Source organism: Aeromonas sp. FDAARGOS 1405 (assembly GCF_019048265.1).
GTDB lineage: Bacteria > Pseudomonadota > Gammaproteobacteria > Enterobacterales > Aeromonadaceae > Aeromonas > Aeromonas veronii_A.
Genome location: NZ_CP077311.1, coordinates 3,546,255 through 3,560,803 on the forward strand (window position 1 = coordinate 3,546,255; position 14,549 = coordinate 3,560,803).

Below are 14,549 nucleotides of genomic sequence, written 5' to 3' on the forward strand. Positions count from 1 at the left end.
CGCGGCAGGTCTTCCTCTCAACCTCTTAGCAGGCAAGGGCTGTGCACGTGATGTGTGAAGGGAGTAAAAGGGAGGATTAGAAGAGCGACAGCTGCTCCCCGGGGCGGATAAACCCATCCAGCCTGAGCTGAATATGGCGTTTGCCCAGATCGAGGCGCTTGCTGATGAGGCGAAAGCGCTGGGCCAGCAGATCGGCAAAGTGCCCCTCACCACGCATGCGGGTGCCGAAGGCGGTACTGTTGAGCCCGCCACCGCGGCTGGCTCGCAACTGATTCAAAATAGCCTCCTTCTGGCCCGGATAGTGGGTATCGAGCCAGTCACCAAATAGCGGCGCCAGCTCGTGGGGTAGCCGTAGCAGGATGTAATCGGCGCAGCTGGCGCCAGCCTCGGCGGCCGATTTGATGATCTGCTCCAGCTCAGGTTCATTGAGCCGCGGGATCATGGGGGCGGCCAGAACCCCCACCTGCACGCCAGCGTTGGCCAGCTTCTCGATCACTTTCAAGCGGCCGGTGCCCGTGCTGGCGCGGGGCTCCAGCTGTCGTCGCAGGGTTTCGTTCAAGGTCGTCACCGATACCATCACCTGACACAGTCCCTCTCTGGCCAGCTCGGTCAACAGATCGAGGTCGCGCAAGATCATGGCGCTCTTGGTAATGAGCCCGACCGGGTGGCGGTGGGCCAGCATCACTTCCAGCAACTGCCGGGTGAGGCGATAGCGCTGCTCGATGGGTTGATAGGGGTCGGTATTGGCGCCAATGAAGATGGTCTGTGGCAGATAGACAGGTTTGGCAAACTCCCGGCGCAGCAGGTCGGCTGCATTGCGTTTGGCAAACAGCTTGCTCTCGAAATCAAGGCCAGGGGAGAGCTCCAGATAGGCGTGGCTGGGTCTGGCATAGCAGTAGATGCAGCCGTGTTCGCACCCCTGATAGGGGTTGATGGAGCGACCAAAAGGCACATCCGGCGAGTTGTTGTAGCTGATAATGCTGCGTGCATCGATCTCCCGCACCTCGGTGCCAGGCACAGAGGGGGTGAAGGCGGCATCCCAATCGGACGATTGCCAGCCGTCATCGACCGCTTCGACAAGGGGACCGCTAAAACGGTGATCGATATTGTTGGGGCTGCCTCGTCCTGCCATGGTGTTCACCGATACTGTTTATACATACAGTTATTTTGCAGGTGCCCCGGATAAATGACAACAACTGCTGATCGAGCGGGTGCAAAAAGGGTTGTCGTAGGGATCTCTTGCTTGATCGCAACGCTACATTTCGTTTACATAGACGAAATGAGAACTGGATCACGGAAATCATCATGAGACCCACCCCTTCCCGCTGGCTGTTTATCGGTCTGCTTGCCCTTGTTATCTGGCGTCTGCTTCCACTCTCTACCGAGCAGGAGATGGCTGCTGCCAACCGTGCTTGGCGTACCGGTCACTTCGATGAGGCGACCCGGATCTGGTCGCCACTGGCGGCGCAAGGGCAACCTAGGGCGCAAGCCTTGATGGGCTGGAGCCATGAGGTGGGGCAGGGGAGCGAGCAGGATATCCATCAGGCCATCAGCTTCTATCTCCAGTCGGCGCAGGCAGGGGATGCCTTCGGCCAATATCGGCTGGCAGAACTCTATCTGCGCGGTGTTGGGGTCAAGCGAGATCTGCGCCAAGCCTTTCACTGGATGGATCAGGCTGCCCGTAATGGTGACGTCCCGGCCATGCTGAAAGTCGGCGTCCTTCATCTGATGGGGGTCAGCGGCAGGGTCGATTTGCCACAGGCGAAACAGTGGCTCTATCAGGCGGCACAAAAGGGCAACAAGCTGGCGCTTCAGGTGCTGCAAGAGCTGGCGCTGGCAGAGGAGGGGAGCAGTGACTTTGACTTCAACTGGCAATCCCTGCTTGGCGAATAGTCGGTAGGCGACTCATTTGACTGTAGAAAATATCTGCAAATCCGATACAGCACGCCCGACTTCTGGTAGCATGGGGCCGTTTTGGCTTGGTTTGTCACGTTAGACATGTGGTTTACGTGTCAGGCCGTCTTCGCAAAGTGCTGTGGAGAACCAAAACATCACCTTTTTGAATCTCTTTTCCATCCCGCATGTGACCTTTGGTAGGGGTCACCACTGTATAAGGAAACACATAATGCCAATCATTACTCTGCCTGACGGCAGCCAACGTCAATTTGCCCACTCTGTTTCCGTCATGGATGTGGCTGCGGACATCGGTCCCGGTCTCGCCAAGGCGTGCATTGCCGGTCGGGTAAACGGTGAACTGGTGGATGCTTGCGAGCTGATCGAAGCCGATGCTGCGCTGGCCATCATCACCGCCAAAGACGAAGAAGGTCTGGACATCCTGCGCCACTCCTGCGCCCACTTGCTGGGTCATGCTATCAAGCAACTTTGGCCCCAGACCAAGATGGCCATCGGTCCTGTCATCGACAACGGCTTCTACTATGACGTTGATCTTGACCGTACCCTGACCGATGAAGATCTGGCTGCCCTGGAAGAGCGCATGCTGGCGCTGGTAGCCAAGGATTACGACGTCATCAAGAAGAAAGTCTCCTGGCAAGAAGCGCGCGATGTATTCGAGGCGCGCGGCGAGTCTTACAAAGTCGAAATCCTGGATCAGAACATTGCCCGTGATGACCAGCCAGGTCTCTATCATCACGAAGAGTACATCGACATGTGTCGCGGCCCGCACGTGCCCAACATGCGTCACTGCCACCACTTCAAGTTGCTGAAGATGTCCGGCGCCTACTGGCGTGGCGACTCCAACAACAAGATGCTGCAGCGTATCTACGGTACTGCCTGGGCTGACAAGAAGCAGCTCAAGGCTTATCTGCAGCGTCTGGAAGAGGCCGCCAAGCGCGACCACCGCAAGATCGGCAAGCAGCTCGACCTGTATCACATGCAGGAAGAAGCACCCGGTATGGTGTTCTGGCACAACGATGGCTGGACCATCTTCCGTGAGCTGGAAACCTTTATCCGCGGCAAGCTCAAAGAGTACGACTATCAGGAAGTGAAAGGTCCGTTCATGATGGACCGCGTCCTGTGGGAGCGTTCAGGTCACTGGGAGAAGTATGCCCAGGCCATGTTCACCACCCAGTCCGAAAACCGCGAGTACGCCATCAAGCCGATGAACTGCCCGGGTCACGTCCAGATCTTCAACCAGGGTCTGAAGTCCTACCGCGATCTGCCGCTGCGGATGGCCGAGTTTGGTTCCTGCCACCGCAACGAGCCGTCCGGTTCCCTGCACGGTCTGATGCGGGTGCGCGGCTTCACTCAGGATGACGCTCACATCTTCTGTACCGAAGAGCAGATCATGGAAGAGGTCTCCGGCTGTATTCGTATGGTCTATGACGTCTACGGTACCTTTGGCTTCGAGAACATCGTGGTCAAGCTCTCCACTCGTCCCGAGCAGCGTATCGGCTCCGACGAGATGTGGGATCGCGCCGAGAAAGCACTGGCCGAAGCGCTGGAGCTCAACGGTCTGAAGTACGATCTGCAGCCGGGTGAAGGGGCGTTCTACGGTCCCAAAATTGAATTTACCCTGCACGATTGCCTTGATCGTGCGTGGCAATGTGGTACCGTGCAGCTCGACTTTGCCCTGCCTGGTCGTCTGGGTGCCACTTATGTGGGCGAAAACAACGATCGCCATGTACCTGTGATGATCCACCGGGCCATCCTGGGTTCTATCGAGCGTTTCATCGGTATTCTGACTGAAGAGTACGCCGGTCTGTTCCCGACCTGGTTGGCACCGACTCAGGCTGTGGTCATGAATATCACGGATAATCAGGCCGATTATGCTGTGAAAGTAGCCAAAGCATTGAATGATGCGGGTCTTCGCGCAAAAGCGGACTTGAGAAATGAGAAGATTGGCTTTAAAATCCGCGAGCATACTTTGAAGCGAGTACCTTTCATGCTGGTCTGCGGCGATAAAGAAGTTGAAGCCGGTAAGATTGCAGTACGTACTCGTAAAGGGGCTGACCTGGGCACTTATCCTGTTGAAGAGTTCATCTCTCTGTTGACCCAGGAAGTTCAGACCCGCGGACAAAAGAAAGTGGAGGAATAAGCTATAAAAGGCGGAAAAAAACTGGGTAAGCAACCGCAAGCCCGCGCTCACCGGATCAATGAAGAGATCCGTCTGAAAGAAGTTCGTCTGACTGGTCTGGATGGTGAAGCCATTGGCATCACCTCCATTCAGGATGCTCTGAACTTGGCCGCAGAGGCCGGAGTTGATCTGGTCGAGATCAGTCCAAATGCTGAGCCGCCCGTTTGCCGGATCATGGATTACGGCAAATTCCTCTACGAAAAGAGCAAAACAACCAAAGAACAGAAGAAAAAGCAGAAAGTCGTCCAGGTCAAGGAAATCAAATTCCGTCCTGGCACTGACGAAGGCGACTATCAGGTAAAACTACGCAACCTGGTTCGCTTTCTGGAAGACGGGGACAAGGCTAAGGTCACTCTGCGCTTCCGTGGTCGTGAAATGGCCCACCAGGATCTTGGTATCAAGGTTTTGGAGCGTGTCAAGAACGATCTGGAAGAGTTGGCCGTAGTCGAGTCGTTCCCGAAAGTCGAAGGCCGTCAAGCTGTGATGGTCCTCGCACCTAAGAAGAAATCTTAAGGCCCACAAGAAATTGACTCATGGGGCTATCCCCATGAGTCGGTTCGCCTTGCGATTTTGTTGTCACTCACAATGCGGAGTATGAAATGCCGAAGATGAAAACCAACCGGGGCGCCGCAAAGCGCTTCAAGAAGACTGGCTCAGGTCGCTTCAAGTGCAAGCACAACCACCTGCGTCACATCCTGACCAAGAAGAGCAGTAAGCGTAAGCGTCAGCTGGGACCGAAGTTCTTTGTTTCCGCTGCCGACCACAAACGTGTTGTCGCTTGTCTGCCGTACGCATAAGGGGGGATGTGAAAAATGCCAAGAGTTAAACGTGGTGTGACTGCTCGTGCTCGTCACAAGAAAGTAATGAAAGCCGCCAAGGGTTACTACGGCGCCCGTTCCCGTGTCTACCGCGTAGCGGTACAAGCGGTAACCAAAGCTGGTCAGTATGCCTACCGTGACCGTCGCCAGAAAAAGCGTCAGTTCCGTCAGCTGTGGATTGCACGTATCAACGCTGCAGCCCGTCAGAACGGTCTGTCCTACAGCCGTCTGATCAACGGTCTGAAGAAGGCTTCTATCGAGATCGATCGCAAGATCCTGTCCGATATCGCCGTTCACGACAAGCTGGCTTTCACCGCCCTGGTTGAAAAAGCTAAAGCAGCTCTGGTCTAATCCAGCTCTGTTATAAAAAATAAAGGAGGCTCAGGCCTCCTTTTTTGTATCTGTAATCCGCAGCGCTACATCACATAGTCCTTTCTCTTGCTACATCTGTCAGCCGGTTAACACATTCTCCACAGAAGGTGATATGTGAGAGATGTCTAGTTCTACAAACATCAGATATGCCAACAAACTAATTTTTTATTCCATTATTTGAGAGTGTAGGTGAGCTGGTGAGACTCACTTGATATAACAAAATGATTTGTAGGGAGAAAAGCCCACCTTAACTATGGTCAGCGAAGGGGCTTTTTTTGTATTATTCCCCTCTTGACCTTATTTAGCCTAAAGGCTCCTGTACCGGGAGTGGTGACGAGGAAGACATGCAACAGCTTGAAGAAGTAGTCGGCCAAGCCAGAGCCGAAATTGAGGGCGTGAGCGATATCGCTACCCTCGACGAGATCCGGGTCAAATATCTGGGTAAAAAGGGCTTTTTTACCGAGCAGATGAAGGGCCTGGGTGCCTTGTCTGCCGAAGAGCGTCCCGCCGCGGGCGCCGTGATCAACCAGGCCAAACAGCAGGTTCAGGATGCCCTGAACGAGCGTCGTGAAGCACTCGAAGTCGCCGTGCTGAACCAGAAGCTGGCCGCCGAGACCATTGACGTCAGCCTGCCGGGCCGCCGGATCGAGAATGGCGGTCTGCACCCGGTAACCCGCACCATTGAACGCATCGAGCGCCTGTTTGGCGAGATGGGCTTCAAGGTGGCCCGTGGTCCCGAGATTGAAGATGGCTTCCACAACTTCGATGCGTTGAACATTCCGGCTCACCATCCGGCGCGTACCGATCACGATACCTTCTACTTCAATCCTGATCTGATGCTGCGTACCCACACCTCGGGCGTGCAGATCCGTACCATGGAGCATCAGCAGCCGCCGATCCGCATCATTGCACCGGGCCGCGTCTATCGTAACGACTACGACATGACCCACACCCCGATGTTCCATCAGGTTGAAGGTCTGCTGGTTGACGAGCATGCCAGCTTTACCGAGCTGAAGGGCATTCTGCACGACTTCCTGCGCAACTACTTCGAGGAAGACCTGACCATTCGCTTCCGTCCTTCCTATTTCCCATTCACCGAGCCGAGCGCCGAAGTAGACGTGATGGGCAAGAACGGCAAGTGGCTGGAAGTGCTGGGCTGCGGCATGGTGCACCCGAACGTGCTGCGTTCGGTCGGTATCGATCCGGAAAAGTACTCCGGCTTTGCCTTCGGCATGGGCGTTGAGCGCCTGACCATGCTGCGTTACGGGGTCAACGACCTGCGTGCCTTCTTCGAAAACGACCTGCGCTTCCTCAAGCAGTTCAAGTAAGGGCGAGAGAACATGAAATTCAGTAAATCCTGGGTGATGGAGTGGGTCCGCACCGAGTTGAGTGACAATGCACTGGCCGAGCAGATCACCATGGCCGGTCTGGAAGTGGACGCCGTGGAAGCGGTGGCTGGCCAGTTCAATAATGTGGTGGTGGGTGAAGTGGTCGAGTGCGCCCAGCATCCGGACGCCGACAAGCTACGTGTAACCAAGGTCAACGTGGGCGAAGCCGAGCTGCTGGATATCGTCTGTGGCGCGCCGAACTGCCGTCAGGGCTTGAAAGTGTGTGTAGCCAAAGTAGGGGCGACCCTGCCGGGTGATTTCACCATCAAGAAAGCCAAGCTGCGTGGCCAGCCGTCTCACGGCATGCTTTGCTCTTTCAGCGAGCTGGGTATCGACGTTGAAGCCGATGGCATCATCGAGCTGCCGGCCGATGCCCCCATCGGTAGCGATATTCGTGACTACCTCAATCTGAACGACGTCTCCATCGACGTGGATCTGACTCCGAACCGTGCCGATTGCCTCGGTATCGCCGGTCTGGCCCGCGAAATCGGCGTGCTCAACAGTGTGGACGTGGTCGAGCCGACCTGGGCACCAGCTGTTGCCACCATCGATGCTATCTTCCCGATCCGGGTTGAAGCGCCGGCAGATTGCCCTCGTTATCTGGGGCGCGTCATCAAGGGGCTGAACTTGCAGGCCCAGAGCCCGCTCTGGATGCAAGAGAAGCTGCGTCGGGGCGGCATTCGCTCCATCGATGCCATCGTCGATATCACCAACTACCTGCTGCTGGAATTCGGTCAGCCGATGCATGCCTTCGATCTGGCGACCCTGGAAGGGGAACTGGTGGTGCGTCGTGCCCACGCCGATGAGCCGATGACCCTGCTCGATGGCAACGAAGTAAAGCTCAAAGAGACTACCCTGGTGATTGCCGATGCCAAAGGTCCTGCCTGCATGGCCGGTATCTTCGGCGGCAACCGCACCGGTGTATCCGAGACCACTACCGACATCCTGCTGGAGTGTGCCTTCTTCGCGCCGCTCTCCATCACAGGTCGTGCCCGTGCTTACGGTCTGCACACCGACTCTTCCCATCGCTTCGAGCGCGGTGTTGATCCCGAGCTGCAAGCCAAGGTGATGGACCGTGCAACTCGCCTGCTGCTGGATATCTGCGGCGGTGAAGCGGGTCCGGTCATCGAGGTCAAATCCGATGCCCATCTGCCCAAGGCTGCCCCCATCAAGCTGCGTCGCGCCAAGCTCGACAAGGTGATCGGTATCAGCGTGGCGGATGCTCAGGTGGTCGAGATCCTGACCCGCCTCGGCATGCAAGTCACTGTGGATGCTGACGGTTGGACGGCTCTGGCACCCTCCTGGCGTTTTGATATCGCCATCGAGGAAGATCTCATCGAGGAAGTGGCCCGCATCTACGGCTACAACAATATCCCGAACCTGAAACCCGCCGCCTCTCTGGCGATGGTGGAGCAGGCAGAAGGGCAGGTGACCCTGAAGCGCGTACGCGATCTGCTGGTTGACCGCGGTTTCCAGGAAGCGATCACCTACAGCTTCGTCGATCCCAAGACCCAGCAAACCCTGTTCCCGCAGAGCGATGCCATCGTACTGCCGAACCCGATCTCGGTCGAGATGTCCGCCATGCGCGTCTCTCTGTTCCCGGGTCTGGTGCAGGCCGTCGTTTACAACCAGAACCGTCAGCAGCCGCGCGTGCGTCTGTTCGAGCAGGGTCTGCGTTTCATCAAGGATGAAAGCGCCGAGAACGGCATCCGTCAGGAGCCGATGCTGGCCGGTATCATCACTGGCAACCAGAGCGACGAGCACTGGGATATCAAAACCCGCGCCGCCGACTTCTTTGATTTGAAAGGGGATCTGGAAGCGGTGCTGGACTTGACCGCCGAAGGGGCCACCTTTACCTTCGAGCGCACCGAGCACAGCGCCCTGCACCCGGGCCAGAGCGCAGCCATCCTGCGCAATGGCGAGATCATCGGCCACATCGGCGTGATCCACCCGAGCCTCGAGAAGAAGCTGGGCCTCAAGAGCCGCGCGGTGATGTTTGAGCTGGAGCTGGACAAGCTGACCCCGGCCAAGGTGCCTGTGGCAGCCGAAGTTTCCAAGTTCCCGGCGAACCGTCGCGACATCGCCGTCGTGGTCGATCGTCAGGTTCTGGCAGGTGATGTGCTTGCGGTAATTAAAAAAGTTGGCGGAAATCAGGTAGTTGGAATAAACTTGTTTGACGTATACCAGGGTGCTGGTATGGCAGAGGACAAGAAGAGCCTGGCCATCAGTCTTGTATTGCAAGACACCCAGCGCACCCTGGAGGAGAAAGAGATTGCCGAGACCGTAGACAATGTCGTGCGGGCCCTTGGTGAAGAGTTGAATGCATCCTTGAGGGATTGATCTATGGCGCTTACCAAAGCCGACATTGCAGAGCACCTGTTCACCCAGCTCGGGATGAGCAAGCGTGAAGCCAAAGATATGGTGGAAGCCTTCTTTGAGGAAATCCGACAGGCGCTTGAGCGTGGTGAACAAGTCAAGATTTCAGGCTTCGGTAACTTTGACCTTCGTGAGAAGAATCAGCGTCCCGGACGCAACCCCAAGACGGGCGAGGATATTCCTATCAGCGCCCGCCGCGTGGTGACCTTCCGGCCTGGCCAGAAGCTCAAGGCCAGGGTAGAAAATGTTGAACCCAACGAGTGATAAAAAGCCAGGCAGATGCCTGGCTTTTGTTTTCAGATGACCAAATTCCCCGTTTTTCTTCTGGGGGCCGTACTGGCACTGCCATTGCACGCCAAGCCTTTGCAGACCACAGTGCTGCCGTTGGCGCCGGCGACCCAGGCTTATGTAAATTCACTGAGTCAGCTTTCGCTCTGCTATCCTGCGACGCTTCCTCCACCATACCTGATGGCCGAGGGGGGACTGCTCAAGGATCGTCTCGCCCGGTTGCAGGAGCTGTTCCCGGTTCCCCTCGTGCTCAAAGAGTTGCCCGATTGGCAGACATTGCGCAACGGGCTCGCAGAGGGGGAATGCGACATCATTCCCTATGTCGGAACCCGCAAGAAGGCCGTGGAGGGTATGCGGTTAAGTCGTCCGATGATGGAAACCGATGCCGCCATCCTCTACAAGGGTGAAAATCTCAAACAGGCCCGCTTTCTGGTCTACTCGCTGGCAGACTCTGCCCGCCTGCTGCACGAGCTCTATCCCCAGGCACGCATTATTTCCCTAAAAAGCGGAGAGAAGGTCTACGACGCGCTGCAGAGTGGCAAGGGGGATGCCTATCTGGGGGACTATCTGCAACTGCGCTATCTGATGCGCGAGTTTCCTGCCGATGGTTTGCGCCTGCGCCGCCTGTTTGGTGAGGATCGGATCATCAGCTATCGCTTGATGATGCGTGATCAGCCTGAGTTGGCCAATCTGGTGGACACCCTGATCCGTCATATGCCCGCCGGTACTATCTATACCGATCTGGCCCGTTATCTCGATCAGGGGTCGCTCTACGTCAACCAACCCCACTTCAGCGATACCGAGCAGGCCTGGTTATCCGGCCGCGGTCGCACCATTCGCCTGGTGGTCAATCCCGAGTTGATGCCCTATAGCGGCGTCAATGATCTGGGGGAGCCGAAAGGGTGGAGCGCGGATGTGTTGCGCTGGGTCACCCAGGAGACCGGCCTGAAATACAAGCTGGTGCCTGCCGCCAGCAAGGCGGAGGCCGTAGAAAAGCTGCGTCGTGGTGAGGCGGATATGATGGCCGGTTTGCCGGAATCCCCGGCATTGACGGATCAGTTCATTTTCAGCCGGACGATCTCCACCAACCGGTTTGCCTTTATCAGCAAGCGCAAGCTGGCTGCTGATCGCATTACCCAACTCAAGCGGCAGCGTATTCTGGTGCCGGAATCCCTCTACGATCCCTCCTTGCTCGCCCTGCTCGGTGATCAGGAGTGGGTTCGCACCGACGGCATCGAACAGGGGCTGGCAGCGATCAAACATGGCAAGGCTGACGCCATGCTGAGCGAGCTATATCAGCTGCAATATCCCCAGCGTACCAACTTGCTGGAAGGGCTCGATATTGAGGAGCTGGAAGATCGCTTCAGTCTTGGCTTTGCCATCAACAAGAGTCAGACCGAACTGGCCGGGGTGATGGATCGCAACCTGATGGCCCTTACCAGCACCCAGATTGACGAACTTAACCAGCGCTGGCGCCGCTTGCTCGTCGTGCAGCAACCCGGTGTGAGCTACGCCGCCTGGTTTGGCTCCATCGCCATGGCACTGCTGATCAGCGGTATTGTCATCGGCGGGATCTGGCGTTCTCGCCAGCAACTGGCAAGGGAAGTGGCCCAGCGTCACGCCGCCGAGAAGGCGCTGGCCATCGAGAGCGAGCTGCGGGAAACCATGTTTCAGGCGTTGCCGGTGCCCGTCTATCTGCGCAACAGCCAGGGCAAGGTGATCAAATCCAATAAACAGGGGCGACGTCTGGCCCTGCGCTACTCTCAGCAGTTGATGCTGCCGCCGGTTCAGCCGCAAAAGAGCGAAGGGGAGCTGGTGCTGGGGGAGCAGGTCTTCGCCTATGCCCAGCATCCGCTGCGGCTGGACAAGCAAGCACCTGCCACCGATCTCATCGCCCTGTCGGATATCAGTGTGCTGCGTGAGCAGGCCCGTTTTCTACGTCAGGCAGAGCGCCGCCTGCGTGCCCTGACCAATACAGTCCCCGGCGTGGTGCTGCAGTTTATGTTCGAGCGGGGACGGGTAGGGGCCATCGAGTTTATCAGCCGAGGCTGTTACGAGCTGCTGGGGCTGGCGAGCCAGCAGATCCGCCGTGAGCCCAAACGGGTGCTCATTATGCTTGAGCGCGAGGATCGCCGCCGGGTAAGCCGTGAGATGTTCGCCATGTTGCAGGCTGGCAAACCCTTCGCATTCACCCTGCGCTATCACCATCCGACCAAGGGTCTGCGCTGGTTGCAGCTCTATGGCCGTGGCCGCAGTCAACCGCATGGTTGGCGAATTTATGCGGTGATGCAGGATGCCACTGCCCGGGTCGAGCAGGATCAAGCATTGCAGCACTCCCATGAACAGGCGCAGCAGGCGGTGCAGGCCAAGGGCCGTTTCCTGGCGGCGATTAGCCACGAGATCCGTACACCGATGAACGCCATGCTCGGCTTGCTTGAGTGGCTGGCCAGCACCCCTTTGTCGAGAGAACAGGATTCGGCGCTGGCGCGGGTGCGTCAGGCGGGGGATGAGCTGCTCGGCCTGCTCAACGATGTACTCGACTTTAGTCGCAACGAAAACAGCAAACTCTCCCTCTCGCCCCAGCCCACCGATTTCGCCGAGCTGTGCGAGCACGTGGCGGCGGTGCACTGGAGTAAGGCCAGATCCAAACGGCTGCAATTACGATTGCGGCTTGACCCTGCCTTGCCAGCCTTGCTGACTCTCGATCCCCATCGGGTACGGCAAGTGCTCCACAATCTGCTCTCCAATGCCATCAAGTTCAGCCTGCGTGGGGAAGTGGTGCTGTGGGTCGAGGTAGTCGCATCGACCTTGCGCTTCGGGGTCGATGATGAAGGGCCGGGGATCACCGCCAAGATGCGTCCTACTCTCTTTATGCCATTCGAACAGTTTGCTGTTGAAGGGCAGTTGCGGGCGCCGGGCACCGGCCTTGGTCTGGCGATCTGCAAGCAGCTGCTCGAGCAGATGGGCGGGTTGATCGATGTCGAGGGACGCCCGGGCGGTGGTAGCCGCTTCTTCTGCGAGTTGCCGTTGCAACAGGTTCAGCAAGATATCGATTGGCAGCCAAGAGTACGCCAGTTATCCCTCTCACTGCCTCACGATGAGGTTTTGGGGGTCACGCCCTGGTTGTCCAGGCTCGGTATTCATGTTGCCAGTCGTGCGGTTGATCTGCTGCAGGCCGAGAGAGACGAGGATAGTCTGTATCACTGGTCATGGCAGGGGGAGTCCTGGGTGCCGGGCACCATGATCAGCCTGTTCCAGCCACGGATGACATCAGAGCAACCTGTGGGTGAGATGCAGCCTGGGCTTGGTATGCGGGTACTGCTTGTTGAGGATCACGATGTCAACCGGGAGCTGATCTGTATGCAACTGGGGCAACTGGGTGCAAGCGTAGTCAGTGCCGCCAATGGGCAGCTGGCGCTGGAGATGCTGGTGAAGCACCAGGTGGATCTTGTGTTGACAGACCTGCAGATGCCGGTGATGAACGGGGCCGAACTGTGCAGGCAATTGCGTAAATCCGCGCGTTGGGCCCGTCTTCCGGTCTATGTGATCACCGCAGATCTCAGTGAGCAAGCGGCAAGGGAGCTGCAATCCTGCGGTTGCGATGGTCATCTGGACAAGCCGGTCGCCCTCAAGGTGCTGGCGACCTTGCTGCGCCATATTGGCAAAGAGGGGAGCAATGCTGTCGCCCCGACGCCGGTTGCCTCGTTGCTGACCGATGAACTGGCTGCCCTTTATCTGAAGGCTACCCGTGATGATTTGGCCGAACTTGAACGCTGCTGCACAGAAGAAGATGAAGTTGGCGTGAATGCTGCTTTACACAAGCTGAAGGGGGCCGCCAGAATGGTAGGAGCCACGGCGCTGGTGACGGTGATTGACGAGTGGCAACAAGCCCCCCATCCAGCTCTCCAGAGCAGTTTGAACCGGGCGTTGGATGAGTTCAGCCAGCATTTCTCGAAAAGGACCCAAGATGATCATTACTGATGAAGAACTGCTGGCGTTGCTCGACTCGGAAGAGCACGAGGCGGCAGATTTTTGCCCTGTCTTGCTCTATGCGCTTGATCGGGCCTCCCATGAGCTGGCAAAGAGCACGACACTCCCCTCCTATGTCACTTTGCAGCGCACCCAACCGGACGCCTGCTGGCAGTGGGAAGGGTTGTTTGCGGCAGGAGCCATTGCCCTTTACGATCCTGCCGCTCACCAGCAGGCGGACTATTTCCCCGAGTTGCAGCATCATCAGGGAATTTATGCCATTGGTGAAGATTGGCTGGGAGGACTTGCCGCCAGTTACCGTGACTGGAACAACTGGCTGGCGGCCAAGCGGGTACTGCTGCTAGAAGATCACCCGTTTCAGGGGATGCAGTTACAGCAGGCTATCGCCGAACTGGGGCTCTCCTGCCAGTGGGTGCAGGATGAAACTGCCTGTCTTGCTGCGTTGGAGGCTGGCGACATCAGTCTGCTGGTGTGTGATCTCAGTCTGGTGGAGCAGGATGCCATCAGCCTGCTGATGAGCCAGCCGCAAATTCAGCGCAGCGGGTTGCCGATCATTCTCTTGTCGGCGCACGAGCAGACATTGATCGACGGTGCCCGCCGTCTGCTGCACGATGCCGGTTTCAATGTGCTGGCTGCACTGGCCAAGCCACTCGATGGCAACGAGTTGCTCAGGTTGCTGCGCGGACTCTATCTGGGGCCTCTGCGTCAGCGTCGGCTGAGTGGCCAACGTCGAACAATTCGTCGTTGGCAGGGGGAAGTGCAGGGTCAGCTTGGGCTGCTCTCCAGCCCCGCGACTCCTCATCCGGTCTGGCTGGCGGTAACGGGTTTACCCGGCCGCTGGGAGGCACTTAAAGAGTGGTTGACGGATCAGTCACGTAGCCCCACAGAGCTGACATTATTGATCCATCGTCGGGATCACCTGTTGAGCAATGGAGAGCGGTTTGCGCTGGTACTGCAAGCGAGTCTGGCGGGGAGCAAGCTGGCGTTGCTGCTCGATAACAGCCAGCATTTGCCATTCGATCTGCTGGAGCGTTTGCCGTTGAGCGCTTTGCTGCTGGGGCAGGCGCTTTTACCCGAAATAGAGTCATTGGCCATGGACTCCCTGCTGGGACGCTTTATGGCCCGAGTCAGAGAGCTGGGGATCGCCGTCTATCTCGATGATCCTTACAATCTGCTCGACGCCGAGGTGTGGCGGGAGCAGGGTATTGCGGGGCGCTGGTAACC

General features: G+C 57.5%; 11 protein-coding genes. 10 read left to right on the forward strand and 1 reads right to left on the reverse strand.

What is annotated here, in order from left to right; translation table 11 throughout:
- Positions 1–76: 76 nt before the first annotated feature.
- Positions 77–1,132, reverse strand: a complete 1,056-nt coding sequence (locus tag I6L35_RS16255; protein WP_216978759.1) for a PA0069 family radical SAM protein — start codon at positions 1,130–1,132, stop codon at positions 77–79.
- A 173-nt stretch (positions 1,133–1,305) separates the two neighbouring features.
- Here I6L35_RS16255 and I6L35_RS16260 point away from each other — a divergent pair, with 173 nt between their 5' ends.
- The 10 genes from I6L35_RS16260 to I6L35_RS16305 all read left to right on the forward strand — a co-directional run bounded on the left by I6L35_RS16260 (position 1,306) and on the right by I6L35_RS16305 (position 14,547).
- Positions 1,306–1,893 carry a tetratricopeptide repeat protein gene (locus I6L35_RS16260; protein WP_216978760.1) on the forward strand — a complete coding sequence of 196 codons (588 nt, stop codon included), beginning with the start codon at positions 1,306–1,308 and terminating at the stop codon, positions 1,891–1,893.
- A gap of 232 nt (positions 1,894–2,125) precedes the next feature.
- The gene (gene thrS, locus I6L35_RS16265; protein WP_216978761.1) at positions 2,126–4,054 is read left to right on the forward strand and encodes a threonine--tRNA ligase; all 1,929 of its coding nucleotides are present in this window, start codon (positions 2,126–2,128) and stop codon (positions 4,052–4,054) included.
- 21 nt (positions 4,055–4,075) lie between these two features.
- Positions 4,076–4,606: a translation initiation factor IF-3 gene (gene infC / locus I6L35_RS16270; protein WP_196783562.1), complete on the forward strand. Its 531-nt coding sequence runs from the start codon at positions 4,076–4,078 to the stop codon at positions 4,604–4,606.
- Between the two features lie 86 nt (positions 4,607–4,692).
- Positions 4,693–4,890, forward strand: a complete 198-nt coding sequence (gene rpmI / locus I6L35_RS16275) for a 50S ribosomal protein L35 (RefSeq protein WP_005300673.1) — start codon at positions 4,693–4,695, stop codon at positions 4,888–4,890.
- 15 nt (positions 4,891–4,905) lie between these two features.
- Positions 4,906–5,262 carry a 50S ribosomal protein L20 gene (rplT, locus tag I6L35_RS16280; protein WP_005300683.1) on the forward strand — a complete coding sequence of 119 codons (357 nt, stop codon included), beginning with the start codon at positions 4,906–4,908 and terminating at the stop codon, positions 5,260–5,262.
- A gap of 365 nt (positions 5,263–5,627) precedes the next feature.
- Positions 5,628–6,611: a phenylalanine--tRNA ligase subunit alpha gene (gene pheS, locus I6L35_RS16285; protein ID WP_005336686.1), complete on the forward strand. Its 984-nt coding sequence runs from the start codon at positions 5,628–5,630 to the stop codon at positions 6,609–6,611.
- A gap of 12 nt (positions 6,612–6,623) precedes the next feature.
- Positions 6,624–9,011 carry a phenylalanine--tRNA ligase subunit beta gene (gene pheT / locus I6L35_RS16290; protein WP_216978762.1) on the forward strand — a complete coding sequence of 796 codons (2,388 nt, stop codon included), beginning with the start codon at positions 6,624–6,626 and terminating at the stop codon, positions 9,009–9,011.
- A 3-nt stretch (positions 9,012–9,014) separates the two neighbouring features.
- Positions 9,015–9,311 (forward strand): integration host factor subunit alpha, encoded by a 297-nt coding sequence (gene ihfA / locus I6L35_RS16295; protein WP_005300715.1) that lies wholly within the window; start codon positions 9,015–9,017, stop codon positions 9,309–9,311.
- Positions 9,312–9,326: 15 nt separating this feature from the next.
- Positions 9,327–13,316 carry a transporter substrate-binding domain-containing protein gene (locus tag I6L35_RS16300; protein WP_216978763.1) on the forward strand — a complete coding sequence of 1,330 codons (3,990 nt, stop codon included), beginning with the start codon at positions 9,327–9,329 and terminating at the stop codon, positions 13,314–13,316.
- Positions 13,303–14,547, forward strand: coding sequence for a response regulator (locus I6L35_RS16305; RefSeq protein ID WP_216978764.1), 1,245 nt, complete (start codon positions 13,303–13,305; stop codon positions 14,545–14,547). The genes I6L35_RS16300 and I6L35_RS16305 overlap by 14 nt, the downstream gene beginning before the upstream one ends.
- Positions 14,548–14,549: the final 2 nt, after the last annotated feature.

What these genes read in the sequence shown, in the direction of transcription:
- I6L35_RS16300 (WP_216978763.1), top strand. Translation starts at nt 9,327, where the DNA reads ATGCCTGGCTTTTGTTTTCAGATGACCAAATTCCCCGTTTTTCTTCTG.
- rpmI (WP_005300673.1), top strand. Translation starts at nt 4,693, where the DNA reads ATGCCGAAGATGAAAACCAACCGGGGCGCCGCAAAGCGCTTCAAGAAG.
- I6L35_RS16260 (WP_216978760.1), top strand. Translation starts at nt 1,306, where the DNA reads ATGAGACCCACCCCTTCCCGCTGGCTGTTTATCGGTCTGCTTGCCCTT.
- rplT (WP_005300683.1), top strand. Translation starts at nt 4,906, where the DNA reads ATGCCAAGAGTTAAACGTGGTGTGACTGCTCGTGCTCGTCACAAGAAA.
- I6L35_RS16305 (WP_216978764.1), top strand. Translation starts at nt 13,303, where the DNA reads ATGATCATTACTGATGAAGAACTGCTGGCGTTGCTCGACTCGGAAGAG.
- thrS (WP_216978761.1), top strand. Translation starts at nt 2,126, where the DNA reads ATGCCAATCATTACTCTGCCTGACGGCAGCCAACGTCAATTTGCCCAC.
- pheS (WP_005336686.1), top strand. Translation starts at nt 5,628, where the DNA reads ATGCAACAGCTTGAAGAAGTAGTCGGCCAAGCCAGAGCCGAAATTGAG.
- I6L35_RS16255 (WP_216978759.1), bottom strand. Translation starts at nt 1,132, where the DNA reads ATGGCAGGACGAGGCAGCCCCAACAATATCGATCACCGTTTTAGCGGT.
- ihfA (WP_005300715.1), top strand. Translation starts at nt 9,015, where the DNA reads ATGGCGCTTACCAAAGCCGACATTGCAGAGCACCTGTTCACCCAGCTC.
- pheT (WP_216978762.1), top strand. Translation starts at nt 6,624, where the DNA reads ATGAAATTCAGTAAATCCTGGGTGATGGAGTGGGTCCGCACCGAGTTG.